We start from the raw sequence: 16,367 nt of genomic DNA on the forward strand, positions 1-16,367 counted from the left end.
TCATATCTCTCCTGCCGGTCATATCGGCAGCACCACACCACTGATCAGTGCATCCTGCAGGCGCGTGATCCAGAAGGTCCAGACACCGGTCACCATGAGGAGCCCGACGAGTACGAGCAGTCCACCGCCCGTCCGCTGGAGGAGGAGCCGATGCCTCCGGAAGAACGCCAGTGCCCCCATGCCGCGCCGCACCCCGAGGGCGATCAGCAGGAACGGCAGGCCGAGTCCCAGACAGTAGGCGAAGGTGAGGAACGCACCCTTCAGCGCGGTGGCGTCGTTGCCGGAGATGGCCAGTAGCTGCACCGCACCGAGTGTCGGACCGATGCAGGGAGCCCAGCCCAGCCCGAACGTGATTCCGAGCAGCGGAGCGCCCACCAGCCCGGCAGGAACCCTGGCATGGACCCTGCTCTCGCGCTGGAACCAGGAAAATCCGCCCATGAAGATGAATCCGAGCAGGATCACGACAACACCGAAGATCTGGATGAGCCAGCCCTGGGACACGCGCAGGAACGCCCCGAGCTGCCCGAAGAGTGTGCCGTAGGCCATGAAGATCACGGAGAAGCCGAGGACGAACAACCCGATGCCGGCGAGCATCCGGCCCCTGCGCTGTTTCTCGAGGTCGATCCCGGTCAACCCGGTCACGTAGCCGAGGTACCCGGGGACAAGAGGCAGCACGCACGGTGAGACGAAGGAGACGAGGCCGGCCAGGAGAGCGACCGGCAGCGCGAGGAGCACGGAGCCGTTGAGTACCGCGTCCGCAAAGGCATTCCCGGCGACGAGGGGGATCGACGACGGCGAGATCGCCATGACCGACATCATCGGCCGGCCGGGTGGGGCGCGCTACAGGACATCGCGGATCAGGGCGTCGAGCGTGCTGCGATCGGCGATTCCGAGAATGCGGGCGGAGACCCTGCCCTCGCGGTCGAGCACGATGGTCGTGGGAACTGCCTGGGGCGGGACGTACTGGGTCATGTCGAGCAGGACACCGCCGTCCTTGTCGTTGAAACTCTCGTAGGGAATGCCGAAACTCCGCTCGAACGCCTCGGCCGTGGCCTGCTCGTCGCGGATGTTGACGCCGTAGAATGCGGCGCCCTGCGGCGCGTACTCGTCGTGCAGTGCTACGAGGTCGGCAGCCTCCTCGCGGCATGGAGCGCACGCCGCGTACCAGAAATTGAGAACGGTCACCTGGTCATCCCACTCGGCACTGGAAACCGCTGCCCCACCGAACAGGGTTCCCGAGACATCCACGGGCTCTCCCCGCTCGGAGGCGGCATACTCCGTGACCGAACCGTCTCCGGCGATGTAGTTCTTCCCGTCTCCTGCTGCAGCCTGCTGAGCCAGAGGATCATCGGCCGCGCAGGACACGCTCGCCAGGCACAACGACACGCCGATGGCCGCGCCCAGTCGGGAGAGGGTGCTGTGTTTCGAGGAGCGGGTGATTGTGGTCACGGCTTCTTCCATTGATTTCTACGGCGTGTAGTAACTCTATTACGCACCGGGGACATTGGCCGCACCGGGCAACAGGTCCGCGCACGGCTCCGCGTAGCGCACACGCTGGATGGTGTCGCCGTCGAAGTCGAGCGAGGTGACAGAGGCGAGAGTGCACTCTCGCTGCCGAGGATCATGCCAGAGTCGACGATGCTCCGCCTTGAGCCGGGTGACCCAGATGGGGAGCTGGTGGCTGACGATGATCGCCTCGGCAGGGCGGCCGGCCCCGTCCTCCACGAGCCCGAGCGCCCGCCGTCGTGCATCGTGAACGGCTGCCATCACGCGCTCCGCCTGCTGGTTGTAGGGCTCTCCCCAGGATGGCTTGAACGGGTTGACCAGGAGGGGCCAGTACCGTGGCTGGCGGAGTCGGCTCTTGATCTTCGACATCCCCTCGAAGCGGTTCTCCGCCTCGATGACGCGCACGTCCGTCGTGAGCTCCAGGCCCAGTGCCTCGACAGTCGGCCGGGCCGTCTCCTGAGCGCGGACCAACGGTGAGGCCACGAGGTGGACGAGCCGTGCCCCGGTCGCCCGCTGCTCCCCGAAGTAGTCAGCCACTCGCCGGGCCATCTGCTGGCCCAGGTCGGAGAGGTGGAACTCGGGGAGCCTCCCGTAGAGAACCCCTTCCGGGTTGTGGACCTCCCCGTGGCGCACCAGGTGGACGGTTGATCGCTGCATACCCCCAGTTTCCCGCATCCGCAGGCGCATCACCGAATCCTGCCGACGGAGCTGATCCTCCGCGCGATCAAGGGTTATGCTGACATCCGGAATAAAACATGCAAACGCATGCTTATCCACCCCGTAAGCATCCGCTACCAGCTACTACAGGAGATCATCATGAATGTCCCCGCAGGACTCACCACCGGCGCCTGGTCCATCGATCCCGCGCACAGCGAGGTCGGCTTCAGCGTCCGTCACGCAGGAATCAGCAAGGTCCGGGGCTCCTTCAAGGATGTCGACGCAACCCTCACGGTCGGTTCGAGCCTCGAGGATTCCACGATCGTAGCGACCATCAAGACCGCCTCGTTCAGTTCCGGCGACGAGAACCGTGACAAGCACGTCAGGAGCGCGGACTTCTTCGATGTCGAGCAGTTCCCCGAGATGACCTTCGTCTCCACCTCCCACGAGGGTACGGGTGAGAACTACACCATCCGCGGCAACCTCACCATCCGGGGCATCACCAAGTCCGTGGTCCTGGACGCCGAGTTCAACGGTGTGGCCGTGGATCCCTTCGGTGCCACGCGCGCCGGGATCTTCGCCTCGACCACCATCTCCCGCAAGGAATTCGGCCTCACCTGGAACGCAGCTCTCGAGACCGGCGGAGTGCTGGTCAGCGACAAGGTGACCATCAGCATCGACGCCGCGTTCGTCGCACCCGCGGTCGCCGCCGTCTGATCGACCTCGCCCTGGTGCCACGTCCAGGACTCGTGCGAGCGGCCGGCGTCCCCTGAGGGACACCGGCCGCTCGCATCGTCGAGCCCCTCTTCCCCGACGACGAACTAGGCTTGCGAGGACCTGCACCCGCGCCGGGGACGTCCATGGGGGCACCGGCGCGGGCACGATCACGACGACGGAGGACGCCGCAATGAGTACGCCACAGGAGAACCCGAACACCGGTCCGGACGATCAGTACCCGTCCCAGGGGAGCCCGGAGGGCCGGACGACGCCGGAGGTTGGCGCCAACCGGTTCGACCAGCAGAACCAGTACGGCTACCAGGGCACCCAGCCCGCGGGTTACGCCTACCCCACATCGGGGGTCGAGGCCGCACCTGCGTCGAAGGGGCCGGCGCCCAAGGAGGTCATGACGGCCTATTACCTGATCCTCGCGGCGGGCGTCGTCTACCTGGTGAGCTCGATCCTCTCGGCGCTCACGACTGATTTTTCCGACGTCGCCGGGGCGTCGCTCGTCACTGCGCTCACGATCGGATTCTCGATCATCATTGCAGCGGTCTACGTCCTGCTGGCAGTCTTCATCAGGAAGGGCCACAACTGGGCCCGGATCACGGCAACCGTCCTTGCGGCGCTGAACGTGATGTTCTCCCTCGCTGGCCTCCTGCTCGCGCCTCTGGCCAACGATCTCGTCGAATCCAGTGGCCAGCAGGTCACCAGTCAGTCCTCAGCACTTGGCACGATCCTCAGTCTCGTCGTGATGGTACTGGGCGCGGCGGGCGTCATCATGACCTATCTGAAGCCCTCGCGGCCCTACTTCGCGCCGCAGAAGATCGGCTACTGAGCCATACAGCGCATCCGTCCCGCCGCAGCTTCCCGGCCGGGCCTCACAGGGCGCGGGAGACCGGACCGAGGTCCGGTTCCTGCGCCCTGTGCGCGTGGTAGGCAAGAATCTGCAGCTCCGTGGACATGTCCACCTTGCGGACCTGGACGTGTTCCGGCACCTGCAGCACCACGGGCGTGAAGCTGAGGATACTCGAGATACCCGCCTCCACGAGCCGATCGCACACTGCCTGCGCCACGGCGGTCGGCACGCAGAGGACGGCGATGTTGGTGCGCGTGCGCTCAAGGACGACTTCGAGATCGTCGGCGGCGCTCACCCGAAGATGTCCTATCTCCGTGTCGATGACGCTCTGGTCGGTGTCGACGAGCGCCACGATCCCGAATCCCCGGGACAGGAAACCCGGATACCCTGCGAGCGCACGCCCGAGGTTGCCGACCCCGATGATCGCCACACGCCAGTCCAGCGTCAGGCCCAGCGCCGCCGAGATCTGCCGGGTGAGGTACTGGGCGTCGTAGCCGACCCCGCGCGTTCCATAGGACCCGAGGTAGGACAGGTCCTTGCGCAGCATGGAGGAATTCACCCCTGCGGCATCCGCCAGTTCCTCCGAGGAAACCCGCTCGGTACCCTCTGCGAGCAATGAGTTGAGGGCGCGGAGGTAGATCGTGAGGCGGGCCACGGAAGCCGGCGGTATCGGGCGCGCCGCATCGCCTACAGGGTGAAGCCCTGGCGTGTGCGGCGTTGTCACTGTCCCTACTCCGTCGTTCGTGCTGCGCCTGTCAGGAGCAACAGCTCCGGGATCACCCTGCGTCCGGGCGGCGGTACCACCACTTTATGCCGACGCAACAAGCCCACCAAGCCGGTCCTGGTGCACAGCCCCACCGCCACGGCGGACCTCACTGTCCCTGGAGCAACCTGCGCAGGCGGACCTCGTCGATGGCCCAGAAGTCGCGCTGCACCCCGTCGATGAACAAAACGGGCAGCTCCTCGGCGAATCGCGTGCCGAGGGAGGGGGCATCCTTGACGGAGAGCTCCTGCCACGAGAGACCGAGGTCCGCGGTCACCTGCCCGACCACCGTTCGGGCATCCTCGCACAGGTGGCACTCGGGTCTGGTGAGGAGGACGACGCCGTCGCCCGGTGTCCGTTCGGGAGCTTCCATCCCTCGAGGGTACTGCGCCGACCCCGCGCAGAAGGGGGCCGCGACGAACTAGGATCAGAACATGCCGGACGCCGCCCGGGGCACACCACCCCCTCCTGAGCCGGCCAGCGGCGAGGCAGCCTTCTTCGACGTGGACAACACGCTGATGCGCGGGGCGAGTCTGTTCCACGTGGCGCGGAAGATGTACCAGCGCAGGGCGTTCACTCTTCGCTTCGCTGCCGGACTGGCCTGGAAACAGCTGCGGTTCATCATGCGCGGGGAGACGATGACCGACGTCAACTCGGTGCGTGACGCCGCTCTCGCCTTCGCCATCGGTATAGCTCACGAGGACATCCTCGCGCTCGGTGAGGAAGTGTACGACGAGATGATCGCCTCGAAGATCTGGCCGGGTGCGCGTGCTCTGGCCGAACAGCACCTGTCCTCCCGCCGGCAGGTCTGGCTCGTCACGGGCACTCCCGTCGAAGTGGCCGGAGTCATCTCGAGCCGCCTCGGGCTGACCGGCGCCCTCGGGACCGTGGGTGAAGTCGCCGAGGGCCTGTACACGGGCAGGCTGGTCGGTGACTTCCTGCACGGACCCGCGAAGGCAGCCGCCGTACTCGAGCTCGCGGAGCGGGAGAATCTCGACCTCTCACGCTGCTGGGGCTACAGCGACTCGTACAACGACCTGCCACTGCTGACCCTCGTGGGCCACCCGGTGGCCATCAACCCCGACAGCAGACTCAAGCGCCACGCCCACGCGAACAACTGGCCGGTCTACCATTTCCGCAGCGGTCGCAGAGCAGCAACGGTAGGTCTGCGTCTGGCGACGATCATCGGGTCCATCTACGGGCTCTGGCGCGGCTTCGCACGCTTCCGTAGCCGCTGAGGAGCAGGGGCGTCGCGGCCCTGCGCGCCCGGTGCCCCGAACGACCGGCACCTCGAACGAGTCCTCCGGAACGACGATCGGCCCGGATACCGCGTCTCGGGGACGGGATCCGGGCCGATCGTGAGGCACCGGCTGCGAGGCCGGATGCTCTCCTACTTCTTGTTGCGGCGCTGGTGGCGCGTCTTGCGAAGCAGTTTGCGGTGCTTCTTCTTCGCCATACGCTTACGGCGCTTCTTGATGACTGAACCCATAGAGTCCTCACAAACCTGTTGATTGCCAGTACGGTCCCCACCCGGGGAATTTCGTGCTGATGACTACGGCGCATGCCTGCTGGCAGTTGCCCGGATGACACGGAGGCAGGCCATGACCCGCCCGGAACGCTCCTCTATAGGGTACATCCGATTCCCGGACGCCCCCGACCGGCCCCGCTACCGGCCGGTCGTCGATCCATCCACGACCTCAGGCGCCCTCGGACCGCGCCCGCCGTACGATGTCCTCCACTGCCGATTCAGGTACGCGGTAGGAACGTCCGAACTGCACGGCCTGCAGCGCCCCCGAATGGACGAGCCTGTACACGGTCATCTTCGATACGCGCATCAGGGCTGCCACTTCGGCAACCGTCAGGAAATGTACATCCGAGAAACTCTTCGCTTCCACCATGTCTGAATTCCTTCATGTGGGGGTCTGCCGGCCGTGCCGGTCCTTCGTGCTACGCGGACGGATCGCGGCGGCGCCGGAGGTGGGACAGCAGGTCCGCAGCCCGACCTGCTGCACGTCCCATACCGGTCGCCGTCCAGCCTGGCTGCGGACGTGCCACATCCTGGTCCAGCGGTAGATCCGCGACTGCCACGACGGCGGGCGCGAGCGGCTGCTCCCCGGCCCCGGCGTCGGCCGTTCCTGCCGTTGTCGGCTCCGTGCTGACTGGAGCCGATTCCGGAGCCTCCATGCTGACGGCAACCGGTTCAGAAGCGTCCGCGTCGTCAGCGCCAGTGGCTCCGAGGGAGGTGAGCCAGTTCCCCACCCTGCCCAGTGGGGCACGATCCAGTGAGTAGTAGCGCTTCTGTCCCTGTGCCCTCATGGTGACCAGCCCGGCCTCACGAAGAACCTTGAGGTGTTTCGAGACCGTGGGCTGACTCACCTGGAGCTCGACCACGAGCTCCCCCACCGCTTTGTCGCCGGCCTGCAGGCTCTCGAGGATCTGCCTGCGTGTGCGCTCCGCAATCACGGCGAAGACGTCGTCGAATCCCATAGGGCCACCCTAGCGATATATACGCCGTGCGGCATCACCCCGGCAGGAACCTCAATCGAACCAGGGGTCGAGACCGTGCAGTGGAAAGACGGTCTTGCGTGTCGCCATCACCGTGCGGTCCAGATCGTCGTTGGGATCGTAACCGACTTCCCAGGAGCGCCACCAGATGTCCGCACCATCACCGAACAGAGCCGGCGCGTCGACGCCGTGGCGTTCACGCACGTAATCCCGCCACTCGGCGGGAACCGGCGTCGCAGGTGAGATGCGCGCCCCGGTTGCCACGCCGACCAGCAGCGTCCACGATCGTGGCACTACGGTGGCCAGGGCGTATCCCCCGCCACCGGTGGCGATCCACCGACCACCGCACAACCGGTCCGCGAGCTCACGCACGCCGAGCATCAGGGTGTACTGTGCGTCGACGCTCAACCGCAGATTGGTCAGCGGATCCTCGCGGTGCGAATCGCAGCCGTGCTGACTGACGATCACCTCGGGCGCGAAGGCTTCGGCGAGCTGCGGGACGACGGCGTGGAAGGCCCGGAGGAACGCGGCGTCACCGGCGACGGTGGGCAGGGCGACATTCACCGCATAGCCCTCAGCTCCGGGGCCGCCCGTCTCATTGCTGAACCCGGTCCCGGGGAACAGACTCATGCCCGTCTCGTGCAGGGAGATGGTCATCACGCGGGGGTCGTCCCAGAAGATGCTCTGCGTCCCGTCGCCGTGGTGTGCGTCCACGTCGATGTACAGGACGCGCTGCGCCCCGCGGTCGAGCAACCGCTGGATGGAGGCGGCGGCGTCGTTGTAGATGCAGAACCCGCTGGCACGGGATCTCGCCGCGTGATGCATACCGCCGCCGAAATTCACCGCCCGCACGGCCGATCCCCGCATGATCGCCTCCGCCGCCCCGAGGGATCCCCCGGCAAGCCGTGCGCTGGCCTCGTGCATGCCGGCGAACGCGGGATTGTCCTCCGTGCCGAGGCCATGGGTGGCATCGGAGCTGTCGGGATTGCTGCTGATGTGCCGGACCGCCCCGATGTACTCGGTGCTGTGGACCACGGCGAGGTCGGCGTCCGAGGCCACGAAGGGGGAGTTCACGCTCACGCCGTCGAGATCCAACAGGCCGCATTCACGGGCGAGTCGGGCGGTGAGGTGCAGTCTCTCGGGGTTCATCGGGTGCTGTCCGCCGAAGTCGTAGGCCAGCATGGACTCGTCCCAGACGACGTGGACGGGAATCACGGGCCTCGAGTGCGTTGACATCCCTGCAAGGCTACGCGACGCGGCCCGAACCCGTGGCGTGAATCGATGAGATGCTTTACTACTGCAGGACAACAAAGATCTGGGTGCCGCGAGGGCGGCAGCACCGTCGGACGGGGTAGAGCGGGCGTCAATGGCAAGTCAACAGCCTCGCTGGCTGAGGGACGATCGACACGGATACCTCAGGATCCTGGGTTCCATCCGCGATTTCGCCGACTCCTTCGCGAACAGTTCGCCCGCCCGACTTGCCCTGATGATCTTCAGCGCCGTGATCCTGGTCTTCACCGCACTGCTGAGTCTGCCCATGGCTGCGAGCGACGGCAGAGTCACACCCCTGCACGATGCCCTCTTCACGGCAGTCTCCGCTGTCTGCGTGACGGGCCTGACCGTCGTCTCCACCGCCACGCACTGGTCCTTCTTCGGCCAGTTCGTCATCATCCTGGGGATCTTCATCGGCGGACTGGGCACCCTGACGCTCGCCTCCCTCCTCGCCCTGATCGTGAGCAGACGCCTCGGTGTCCGCGGCAAGCTCCTGGCCCAGGCTGCCCTGAACAACGCGAGCCGCCTGGGCGAGATCGGCACTCTCCTGCGGATCGTGATCACGACCTCGGTGATCATCGAGATAGTCCTCGCCGTCGTGCTGGTCCCCCGCTTCCTGATCCTCGGTGAACCGTGGTGGCTGGCGCTCTGGCATGGCATCTTCTACTCCATCTCGGCCTTCAACAACGCCGGCTTCACGCCCCACACGGACGGACTCGTCCCGTACGAGACCGACCTCTGGATCCTCACGCCGCTCATGGTGGGGGTCTTCCTGGGCAGTCTCGGCTTTCCCGTGATCATGGTCCTCGTCCAGGTCCGCCACCACTTCCGCAAGTGGTCGCTCCACGCGAAGCTCACGGTGACGGTCTCGCTGCTCCTGCTCGTCGTCGGCTCCTTCGCCTGGGCGCTCCTCGAGTGGGAGAACATGAACACGATCGGCGAGCTGGACGGCGCGGACAAGACGATCCACGCCATCTTCGCCTCGGTCATGATGCGCTCCGGCGGCTTCAATCTGGTGGATCAGACATCCATGAACACGACGACGATGCTCCTCACGGACGCCATGATGTTCGCCGGCGGAGGATCTGCCTCCACGGCCGGCGGTATCAAGGTCACGACCATCGCCGTCATGTTCCTGGCCATCGTCGCCGAGGCACGCGGTGATTCGGAGGTTCGCGCCTGGGGGCGTAGCATCCCGCAGGGAGCCATGCGCGTAGCCATCTCCGTGATCTTCATGGGGGCCACCCTGGTGCTGGTGGGTTGCGGACTCCTTCTGGCCATGACCGACGAGCCGCTCGACAAGGTGGTCTTCGAGGTCATCTCCGCCTTCGCGACCTGCGGACTGAGCACCAATCTGAGTGCGGAACTCCCGCCGCAGGGCAAGTACGTCCTCTCCGCCCTGATGTTCACCGGTCGCATGGGCACCATCACCCTCGCCTCGGCGCTGGCGCTGAGGCAACGCAGCACGCTGTACCGCTACCCCGACGAGAGGCCGATCATTGGCTGACAGACCAGCACACAACGCACCCGTCCTCGTGATCGGTCTCGGCCGCTTCGGCGCCGCGACCGCACAGCAACTGGTCCGCCAGGGTCGCGAGGTCCTGGCGATCGAGCGGGATCCCCAACTGGTCCAGAAGTTCTCCAGCCTGCTCACGCACGTGGTGGAGGCCGACGCCACCAACATCGATGCCCTCCGTCAGCTCGGAGCGCAGGAGTTCTCCGCCGCCGTCGTCGGGGTGGGGACCTCGATCGAGTCCAGTGTCCTCATCACCGCGAATCTCGTGGATCTCGGCATCGCGCACCTGTGGGTCAAGGCCATCACGCCCTCCCACGGCAAGATCCTCAAGCGCATCGGCGCGAACCACGTCATCTACCCCGAGGCCGACGCCGGCCAGCGGGCAGCGCACCTGGTGGGCGGGCGCATGCTCGACTTCATCGAGTTCGACGACGGCTTCGCGATCGTGAAGATGTACCCGCCGAAGGAGACCCAGGGCTTCACGCTCGCCGAGTCATCGGTCCGTTCGAAGTACGGTGTCACGGTGGTCGGGGTGAAGTCGCCCGGTGAGGACTTCACCTATGCGCGGCCGGAGACCAAGGTGTCCGGCCGGGACATGCTGATCGTCTCCGGGCACGTCGATCTGCTCGAACGCTTCGCCGGCCGCCCCTAGGAGGGCGAGCGGTCCGGGTACGACCGCGTTCGCAGACTGCATGGTCCGCGTCGACGGGGATTCTGCCTGCGCCATGGACACGACTGTCCCGTCAGCTCGACGACGCGCCGCCCAGTTCGCGGGTGATCTCGGCCGCCCGCGCTGTTGCCGCCCGGGCGCCGTCGGCGACGATACGCGCCAGACCGCGCTCCTCGAAGGCCTCGATGGCACTGTGGGTGGTCCCCTTGGGACTCGTCACGGCCTTGCGGAGGGCGGCCGCGTCGGCGTCCGGCTCCGCGAGCATGAACCCGGCGCCGGCGACGGTCTCGCGGGCTATCCGCTCGGAGAGCTCCGGCTCCAGCCCGAGCTCCACGCCCGCCGCCGCCATGGCCTCGGCCAGGTAGAACGCATAGGCGGGCCCGGAGCCGCTGACGGCGGAGAGCGCATCCACCTGGTCCTCGGGGATCTCGACGACCGTCCCCGCAGCTTCGAGCAGGGCACGCGCCCGCTCCATGTGCTCGGGGCCGGCGGAGGACCCCGCGGAGATGGACAGCACACCCCGGCCCAGCCGTGCAGGGGTGTTCGGCATCGACCGGACCACGGGCTGACCCTGCGGCAGGGCCTCCTCGATCATGGCGATGGACACGGCCGCTGCGACACTGAGCACCACGGTGGAGGGCTTCAAAGCGTCCGCGATCTCCTGCGCCATAGCGACGATACCCACGGGCTTCACCCCGAGGACGACGACGTCGGCCCCACTGGCGGCCTCGACATTGGCGCCGTCGTGCCCGGAGGTCGCCAGGGTCCGCACGCCATAGCGCTCCTCGAGCTCCCGTGCTCGCTCTGCGCGGCGGACGGTCGCGGTCACGAGCGCTGGATCCAGGCCGGCCGTCAGGAGGCCTGCCAGGATGGACTCGTTCATGGAGCCGCACCCGAGGAAAGCGATCCGCTGGGTGGAGGTCGACGTCATGGGGTCCATCCTGCCATGCCGCTTTCCCAGCCTCTTCCCAGCATCCTCGCTGCTCCGCCACATTCGGGGCCCCTAGCGTTGATCACACCCCCAAGGGGTGCGAGTGATCGAGGCCGGACCTTCCTGATCCGGTCGGCGTCGGTGGCAGCGGGTGTTCCCCCCAGACACCGGCACAGCCACCGGCGCCTTTCTCGTTCACCAAACTGTGCCCGGGCAGGTTCCGAGCTCGTGTGCCGTCAGTGCTGCAGGTGTTCACGCGCGAAGCGGAGGGTCTGCGCGAGCCAGTCCTCTCGCTCCCCGGCACCGCGCGCGCGCCGGGTACTCACCTCGACGGCCACGACGCCGTCCCATCCGGACTCGGCGAGGTGGTTCAGGGCCTCCGCGCAGCGCTGCTGGCCCTGGCCCGGCAGCAGGTGCTCGTCCTTCCCGTTCGGTGTGCCATCGGTCAGGTGCACGTGGGCGAGACGGCTGCCCAGCCCCCGGATCTCCTCGTAGGAGTCCATCCCGGCGATGGCGGCGTGGGAGAAGTCCCAGGTGATCCGCTCGTAGGGCTCGGGGACCGGGTTCCAGTGCGGCAGGTACGCCTTCGCCTCGCGGCCCCGGACCTTCCACGGATACATGTTCTCCACCGCGATATCGACGCCGTACTCCGCGGCGACGCGGGTGATCCCCTCGCCGAACTCCTCCGCGTACCCGGTCTGCCAGCGGAAGGGTGGATGGGTCACCACGGTCTTCGCGCCGACTTCCACGGCCATGGCGGCCGAGAGTTCGATCTTCGTCCAGGCCTTGCCCCACACCTGCTGCGTCAGCAGCAGCGTCGGCGCGTGGATCGCCAGGATCGGCAGCTCGTACCGCTCGCTGAGGACGGTGAGTTGATCGGGATCCTGACTGACGGAGTTGTTGGTGACCATCACCTCCACGCCGTCGTAGCCGAGATCGTGGGCCAGGGCGAAGGCGTCATGGACGGAGAGGGGGTAGACCGAGGCACTCGAGAGCGCGACGGGAATGCGTGCCGTCCCGTCCTGCCGATCCGCCACCTCAGACACCCTCGTGGGCCGGGACGCGCCGTACGGAATCCAGCTCGGCATGGCCGAGTCTCGCCCCGGGCAGCGGCTCGACGGCGTCGAACATCTTCGCGTCGAACCGGCGCAGCAGCACGCCTTCCCGCAGCGCCCAGGGGCAGATCTCCACCGAGGAGACCCCGAACAGTTCGAGGGCGCTCTCCGCGACGAGTGCGCCCGCGAGGACCTGCGGGGCGCGCAGCTCCGAGACCCCGTCGAGATTCGCGCGATCCTCGATGCTCATGGCTGCCAGACGCCTGGCCCAGAGCGAAAGGTCGACGAGCCGTAGCTCCCGGCGGACGAACGGACCGGCGGCCGACGGCGCCGCTCCGGCCATGCGGGCCAGCGAACGGAACGTCTTGGACGTCCCGGTCACGAGATGGGGTGTCCCGAGGTGGGCGAACTGCGGCACGGATTCACGCAGGACAGCCCTGATGTGCCGGCGGAGCGCGCTCACGCTCTTCGCCGATGGCGGGTCGCCGCGAAGCCATTCCCGGGTGAGCCGGCCCGCACCGAGCTGTACGGACAGGGCAACCTCCGGGAGCTCGTCGGTGCCCATCGCCATCTCGAAGGAGCCGCCGCCGATGTCGAAGTTCAGGATCGACTCCGACGCCCAGCCGTACCAGCGGCGAACGGCCTGGAAGGTGACGGCTGCTTCCTGGTCACCGGAGAGCTCCTGCAGATCGACGCCGGTCTCCTCGCACACGCGCGCAAGGACCTCACCGCCGTTGGCGGATTCACGGATCGCCGAGGTACAGAAGGCGAGGAAGTCCTCGGCCCGGTGCGACGTGGCGAACTCGCGGGCCTCCTGGACGAACCCGATCAGCTCATCCTGCCCCGCGCGGGAGATCCTCCCGTCGCCGTCGAGATAGGACACGAGCTGCAGGGGTCTCTTGTGGGTCGCGAACGGGACGGGCCGCGCGCCCGGCTGCGCGTCGACGAGTAGCAGATGGACCGTGTTCGACCCTATGTCCAGCACACCTAGCCGCATTGTTCCCGCTCTTCCAGCTCAGTTCCCGCTCGTATCCGTCGTACCGCACTCGTACCGCACTGGTCGTACCGCTTCGCGAAACGCCCTATTTGGCGGCAGCGACCTTGCGCTTCGCGGGTGCCTTCCGCGTGGTCTTCTTCGGGGCAGGCCCCTTGGCGCGCTTCTCGGCGAGCATGTCGATCGCCTGCTCGCGGGTCAGTTCCTCGATGGCCATCGACGCCGGCACCGTGACGTTCGTGACGCCGTCCGTCACATACGCGCCGAAGCGTCCGTCCTTGACCACGATGGCCTTCTCGCTCACCGGGTCGTCACCGAACTCGGCCAGTGGCGGCGTGACCGCGCGACCACCGCGCTGCTTGGGCTGCCTGTAGATCTCCTGGGCCTGCTCGAGGGTGATGGTGAAGATCTCCTCCTCCGAGCCGATGGAACGCGAATCGCTGCCCTTCTTCAGATACGGGCCGAAGCGCCCGTTCTGCACCGTGATCTCCTTGCCGTCCTCGTCCGTACCCAGGACGCGCGGCAGATTCATCAGCCGCAGTGCCTCCTCGAGGGTCACGGTGTCGATGGACATCGAGGCGAACAGCGAGCCCGTGCGCGGTTTGACCTTGGCCGGCTTCTTCGGCGGCTTGGGCTTGCCGTTCTTGTAGTACTCGACCGGCTGCTTCGCCAGCTCCTCGGCAGTGACCTCCGGGATGAGTTCGATCACGTAGGGCCCGTAGCGTCCATCGCGTGCCACGATGGTGCGCCCGGTCTCCGGATCGGTTCCGAGGACCCGCTCCTGGGACTGCGGGGCTTCCATCAGCTCGATGGCCTTCTGAGCCGTCAGCTCGTCCGGCGCGAGGTCCTCGGGCACGTTGGCGCGCTGCGGCTCGGTACCCTCAGGAGCATCCGCCGGGAGCGGCTTCTCCAGATACGGCCCGAACTTGCCCACGCGCAGGGTGATACCCTCGGCGATCTCCACCGAGTTGATGCGTCGCGCATCGATCTCGCCGAGGTCGTTCACGATGGTGTGGAGGCCGGTGTCCTTGCGATCGCCGTAGTAGAAGTGGTCGAGCCACTCCACGCGTCCGGCCTCGCCACGGGAGATCCGGTCCAGGTCCTCCTCGAGTTCCGCCGTGAAGTCGTAGTCCACGTAGTCGTTGAAGTGCTCCTCGAGCAGCCGTACCACGGAGAACGCGATCCAGCTCGGCACGAGGGCCTGGCCGCGGAGGCGCACGTAGCCGCGGTCCATGATGGTGGACATCGTCGCCGCGTACGTCGACGGGCGCCCGATGCCGCGCTCGTCGAGCACCTTCACCAGGGAGGCCTCGGTGTAGCGCGGCGGCGGGGAGGTCTCGTGGCCCACGGCTTCGATCGCCGTCGCTCCCAGGGCGTCACCCTTGACGACGTTCGGCAGCCGGGTTCCCTGGGAATCACCCTCGGTCGAGTCCTCGGCGCGATCGGCGTCGCGCCCCTCCTCGTAGGCGGCCATGAAGCCGCGGAAGGTGATGACGGTACCGGAAGCTGCGAACTCGGCGTCCCGCCCGTCGGCGCTGACCGCGCCGAGGCGCAGCGACGCCGTCGAGCCCTTGGCATCGGCCATCTGGGAGGCGACGGTGCGCTTCCAGATCAGCTCGTACAGGCGGAATTCGTCACCGCGCAGCCCCTGGGCCACCTGCGCCGGCGTGCGGAACGAATCGCCCGAGGGCCGGATGGCCTCGTGCGCCTCCTGCGCGTTCTTCGCCTTGTCCTTGTAGAGGCGGCGCGCCTCGGGCACGTACTCGGGCCCGTAGAGCTCCGAGGCCTGCCGGCGCGCGGCGTTGATCGCCTGGTCGGACAGCGCCGACGAGTCGGTCCTCATGTAGGTGATGTAGCCGTTCTCGTACAGTCGCTGCGCCACCTGCATGGTCACCTTCGAACTGAACCGCAGCTTCCGGGCCGCTTCCTGCTGCAGGGTCGAGGTGGTGAACGGAGCGGCAGGACGGCGCGTATACGGTTTGGTCTCGAGCGAACGGACCGTGAACTCGGCGCTCTCGAGTCCGGTGGCGAGCGAGCGGGCTGCGTCCTCGTCGAGCCGGACGGCGTTGGCCGCCTTGAGCTCACCGCGGTCGGAGAAGTCCTTGCCGGAGGCGATCCTGGTGCCGTCCACGCCGACGAGCTTCGCCGGGAATGCGGCACCCTTCTCCGCGTCGGCAGGGGTGAAGGTGCCGGTGAGATCCCAGTACGACGCCGTGCGGAAGGCCATGCGCTCGCGCTCGCGCTCCACGACGAGGCGGGTTGCCACGGACTGCACGCGGCCGGCGGACAGTCCGCGGGCCACCTTGCGCCAGAGGACCGGTGAGATCTCGTAGCCGTAAAGGCGGTCGAGGATGCGGCGGGTCTCCTGCGCGTCGACCATGGGGATGTCGACCTCGCGCAGTTCGCCCAGAGCACGCGTGACTGCTTCCTTGGTGATCTCGCCGAACGTCAGGCGGTAGACGGGCACCTTGGGCTTGAGGACCTGCAGCAGGTGCCAGGCGATCGCCTCACCCTCGCGGTCGGCGTCGGTCGCGAGGTAGAGCTCGTCGGCGTCCTTGAGCGCGGCCTTGAGCTCGGCGACGGTCTTGCGCTTCTCGGGGGAGACGACGTAGTACGGTTCGAAATCCTTGTCGAGATCCACGGCGAACTTGCCCACCGAGGACTTCTTCAGCTCCGCAGGCAGGTCCGAGGGCTGCGGGAGGTCGCGGATATGACCCATGGACGCGGCGACCTGGAAGTCCTCACCGAGATAGCCCGAGATGCTCTTGATCTTGCTGGGCGACTCGACGATGACGAGCTTCTTGCCGTGCTTCTTGTCCGTGGCCTTGGTGGGCACTTCTCTCCTAGATGTACGGGGCGATACCGCGGCAGCCGGGAAGGATCCTGTCCGGATCCTGCTGCTGGGCCTCACCCTTCAGTATG

General features: G+C 67.1%; 18 protein-coding genes. 5 read left to right on the forward strand and 13 right to left on the reverse strand.

Translation table 11 applies throughout. The features are described 5' to 3' along the window. Positions 1-18: 18 nt before the first annotated feature. The 3 genes from E8P82_RS00250 to E8P82_RS00260 are packed head-to-tail and all read right to left on the reverse strand — an operon-like array spanning position 19 to position 2,163. Complete coding sequence (locus E8P82_RS00250) at positions 19-816, reverse strand: cytochrome c biogenesis CcdA family protein (RefSeq protein ID WP_425455972.1); 798 nt, start codon at positions 814-816, stop codon at positions 19-21. Between the two features lie 24 nt (positions 817-840). After that, positions 841-1,449 (reverse strand): TlpA family protein disulfide reductase, encoded by a 609-nt coding sequence (locus tag E8P82_RS00255; protein ID WP_425455961.1) that lies wholly within the window; start codon positions 1,447-1,449, stop codon positions 841-843. Between the two features lie 39 nt (positions 1,450-1,488). Then, entirely contained in the window at positions 1,489-2,163 is a 675-nt protein-coding gene (locus E8P82_RS00260; protein WP_136452494.1) for a histidine phosphatase family protein, read from the reverse strand. Between the two features lie 159 nt (positions 2,164-2,322). Between E8P82_RS00260 and E8P82_RS00265 the strand changes: the two genes are divergently transcribed. Beyond that, positions 2,323-2,880: a YceI family protein gene (locus E8P82_RS00265; protein WP_136452868.1), complete on the forward strand. Its 558-nt coding sequence runs from the start codon at positions 2,323-2,325 to the stop codon at positions 2,878-2,880. 190 nt (positions 2,881-3,070) lie between these two features. Beyond that, positions 3,071-3,718 (forward strand): hypothetical protein, encoded by a 648-nt coding sequence (locus E8P82_RS00270; protein WP_136452495.1) that lies wholly within the window; start codon positions 3,071-3,073, stop codon positions 3,716-3,718. A 43-nt stretch (positions 3,719-3,761) separates the two neighbouring features. On the opposite strand, the gene E8P82_RS00275 is transcribed toward E8P82_RS00270, so the two are convergent. Both E8P82_RS00275 and E8P82_RS00280 read right to left on the reverse strand, forming a co-directional pair. Beyond that, positions 3,762-4,463, reverse strand: coding sequence for a redox-sensing transcriptional repressor Rex (locus E8P82_RS00275; RefSeq protein ID WP_136452496.1), 702 nt, complete (start codon positions 4,461-4,463; stop codon positions 3,762-3,764). 148 nt (positions 4,464-4,611) lie between these two features. Continuing rightward, positions 4,612-4,875 carry a glutaredoxin family protein gene (locus E8P82_RS00280; protein WP_136452497.1) on the reverse strand — a complete coding sequence of 88 codons (264 nt, stop codon included), beginning with the start codon at positions 4,873-4,875 and terminating at the stop codon, positions 4,612-4,614. A gap of 61 nt (positions 4,876-4,936) precedes the next feature. Between E8P82_RS00280 and E8P82_RS00285 the strand changes: the two genes are divergently transcribed. Further along, a complete protein-coding gene (locus E8P82_RS00285) occupies positions 4,937-5,740 on the forward strand; it encodes an HAD family hydrolase (protein WP_136452498.1) in 804 nt (267 codons plus the stop codon). Positions 5,741-5,892: 152 nt separating this feature from the next. Here the strand turns inward: E8P82_RS00285 and E8P82_RS00290 are convergent, their stop codons facing one another. From E8P82_RS00290 to E8P82_RS00305, 4 genes are all read right to left on the reverse strand, one after another. Further along, entirely contained in the window at positions 5,893-5,991 is a 99-nt protein-coding gene (locus E8P82_RS00290; protein WP_003792170.1) for a 30S ribosomal protein bS22, read from the reverse strand. A 208-nt stretch (positions 5,992-6,199) separates the two neighbouring features. Then, entirely contained in the window at positions 6,200-6,400 is a 201-nt protein-coding gene (locus E8P82_RS00295) for a helix-turn-helix domain-containing protein (RefSeq protein ID WP_136452499.1), read from the reverse strand. 49 nt (positions 6,401-6,449) lie between these two features. Further along, positions 6,450-6,989, reverse strand: a complete 540-nt coding sequence (locus E8P82_RS00300) for an ArsR/SmtB family transcription factor (protein WP_136452500.1) — start codon at positions 6,987-6,989, stop codon at positions 6,450-6,452. Positions 6,990-7,040: 51 nt separating this feature from the next. Further along, on the reverse strand, positions 7,041-8,243 hold the full coding sequence (locus tag E8P82_RS00305; protein ID WP_246020857.1) for an acetoin utilization protein AcuC: 1,203 nt from the start codon (positions 8,241-8,243) through the stop codon (positions 7,041-7,043). Between the two features lie 130 nt (positions 8,244-8,373). Here E8P82_RS00305 and E8P82_RS00310 point away from each other — a divergent pair, with 130 nt between their 5' ends. Together E8P82_RS00310 and E8P82_RS00315 are read left to right on the forward strand one after the other, a co-directional pair. Beyond that, a complete protein-coding gene (locus tag E8P82_RS00310) occupies positions 8,374-9,786 on the forward strand; it encodes a TrkH family potassium uptake protein (RefSeq protein ID WP_136452501.1) in 1,413 nt (470 codons plus the stop codon). Then, positions 9,779-10,447, forward strand: coding sequence for a potassium channel family protein (locus tag E8P82_RS00315; RefSeq protein ID WP_136452502.1), 669 nt, complete (start codon positions 9,779-9,781; stop codon positions 10,445-10,447). The genes E8P82_RS00310 and E8P82_RS00315 overlap by 8 nt, the downstream gene beginning before the upstream one ends. A 91-nt stretch (positions 10,448-10,538) precedes the next feature. On the opposite strand, the gene proC is transcribed toward E8P82_RS00315, so the two are convergent. The 4 genes from proC to topA all read right to left on the reverse strand — a co-directional run bounded on the left by proC (position 10,539) and on the right by topA (position 16,281). Beyond that, positions 10,539-11,396 (reverse strand): pyrroline-5-carboxylate reductase, encoded by an 858-nt coding sequence (proC, locus tag E8P82_RS00320; RefSeq protein WP_136452503.1) that lies wholly within the window; start codon positions 11,394-11,396, stop codon positions 10,539-10,541. 236 nt (positions 11,397-11,632) lie between these two features. Further along, on the reverse strand, positions 11,633-12,484 hold the full coding sequence (locus E8P82_RS00325) for a sugar phosphate isomerase/epimerase family protein (RefSeq protein ID WP_136452504.1): 852 nt from the start codon (positions 12,482-12,484) through the stop codon (positions 11,633-11,635). After that, positions 12,435-13,448, reverse strand: a complete 1,014-nt coding sequence (locus tag E8P82_RS00330) for a Ppx/GppA phosphatase family protein (RefSeq protein ID WP_136452505.1) — start codon at positions 13,446-13,448, stop codon at positions 12,435-12,437. Before E8P82_RS00330 ends, E8P82_RS00325 begins: the two co-directional genes overlap by 50 nt. Before the next feature lie 85 nt (positions 13,449-13,533). Continuing rightward, the gene (topA, locus tag E8P82_RS00335; RefSeq protein ID WP_136452506.1) at positions 13,534-16,281 is read right to left on the reverse strand and encodes a type I DNA topoisomerase; all 2,748 of its coding nucleotides are present in this window, start codon (positions 16,279-16,281) and stop codon (positions 13,534-13,536) included. Positions 16,282-16,367 lie beyond the last annotated feature (86 nt).

This window comes from Arthrobacter echini (assembly GCF_004803505.1).
Classification (GTDB): domain Bacteria; phylum Actinomycetota; class Actinomycetes; order Actinomycetales; family Micrococcaceae; genus Arthrobacter_D; species Arthrobacter_D echini.

Bases quoted from the DNA above. Each gene is read 5' to 3' on its own strand.
- E8P82_RS00250 (WP_425455972.1), bottom strand. From the start codon at position 816: ATGTCGGTCATGGCGATCTCGCCGTCGTCGATCCCCCTCGTCGCCGGG.
- E8P82_RS00260 (WP_136452494.1), bottom strand. From the start codon at position 2,163: ATGCAGCGATCAACCGTCCACCTGGTGCGCCACGGGGAGGTCCACAAC.
- E8P82_RS00265 (WP_136452868.1), top strand. From the start codon at position 2,323: ATGAATGTCCCCGCAGGACTCACCACCGGCGCCTGGTCCATCGATCCC.
- E8P82_RS00270 (WP_136452495.1), top strand. From the start codon at position 3,071: ATGAGTACGCCACAGGAGAACCCGAACACCGGTCCGGACGATCAGTAC.
- E8P82_RS00280 (WP_136452497.1), bottom strand. From the start codon at position 4,875: ATGGAAGCTCCCGAACGGACACCGGGCGACGGCGTCGTCCTCCTCACC.
- E8P82_RS00285 (WP_136452498.1), top strand. From the start codon at position 4,937: ATGCCGGACGCCGCCCGGGGCACACCACCCCCTCCTGAGCCGGCCAGC.
- E8P82_RS00290 (WP_003792170.1), bottom strand. From the start codon at position 5,991: ATGGGTTCAGTCATCAAGAAGCGCCGTAAGCGTATGGCGAAGAAGAAG.
- E8P82_RS00295 (WP_136452499.1), bottom strand. From the start codon at position 6,400: ATGGTGGAAGCGAAGAGTTTCTCGGATGTACATTTCCTGACGGTTGCC.
- E8P82_RS00300 (WP_136452500.1), bottom strand. From the start codon at position 6,989: ATGGGATTCGACGACGTCTTCGCCGTGATTGCGGAGCGCACACGCAGG.
- E8P82_RS00305 (WP_246020857.1), bottom strand. From the start codon at position 8,243: ATGTCAACGCACTCGAGGCCCGTGATTCCCGTCCACGTCGTCTGGGAC.
- E8P82_RS00310 (WP_136452501.1), top strand. From the start codon at position 8,374: ATGGCAAGTCAACAGCCTCGCTGGCTGAGGGACGATCGACACGGATAC.
- proC (WP_136452503.1), bottom strand. From the start codon at position 11,396: ATGACGTCGACCTCCACCCAGCGGATCGCTTTCCTCGGGTGCGGCTCC.
- E8P82_RS00325 (WP_136452504.1), bottom strand. From the start codon at position 12,484: ATGCCGAGCTGGATTCCGTACGGCGCGTCCCGGCCCACGAGGGTGTCT.
- E8P82_RS00330 (WP_136452505.1), bottom strand. From the start codon at position 13,448: ATGCGGCTAGGTGTGCTGGACATAGGGTCGAACACGGTCCATCTGCTA.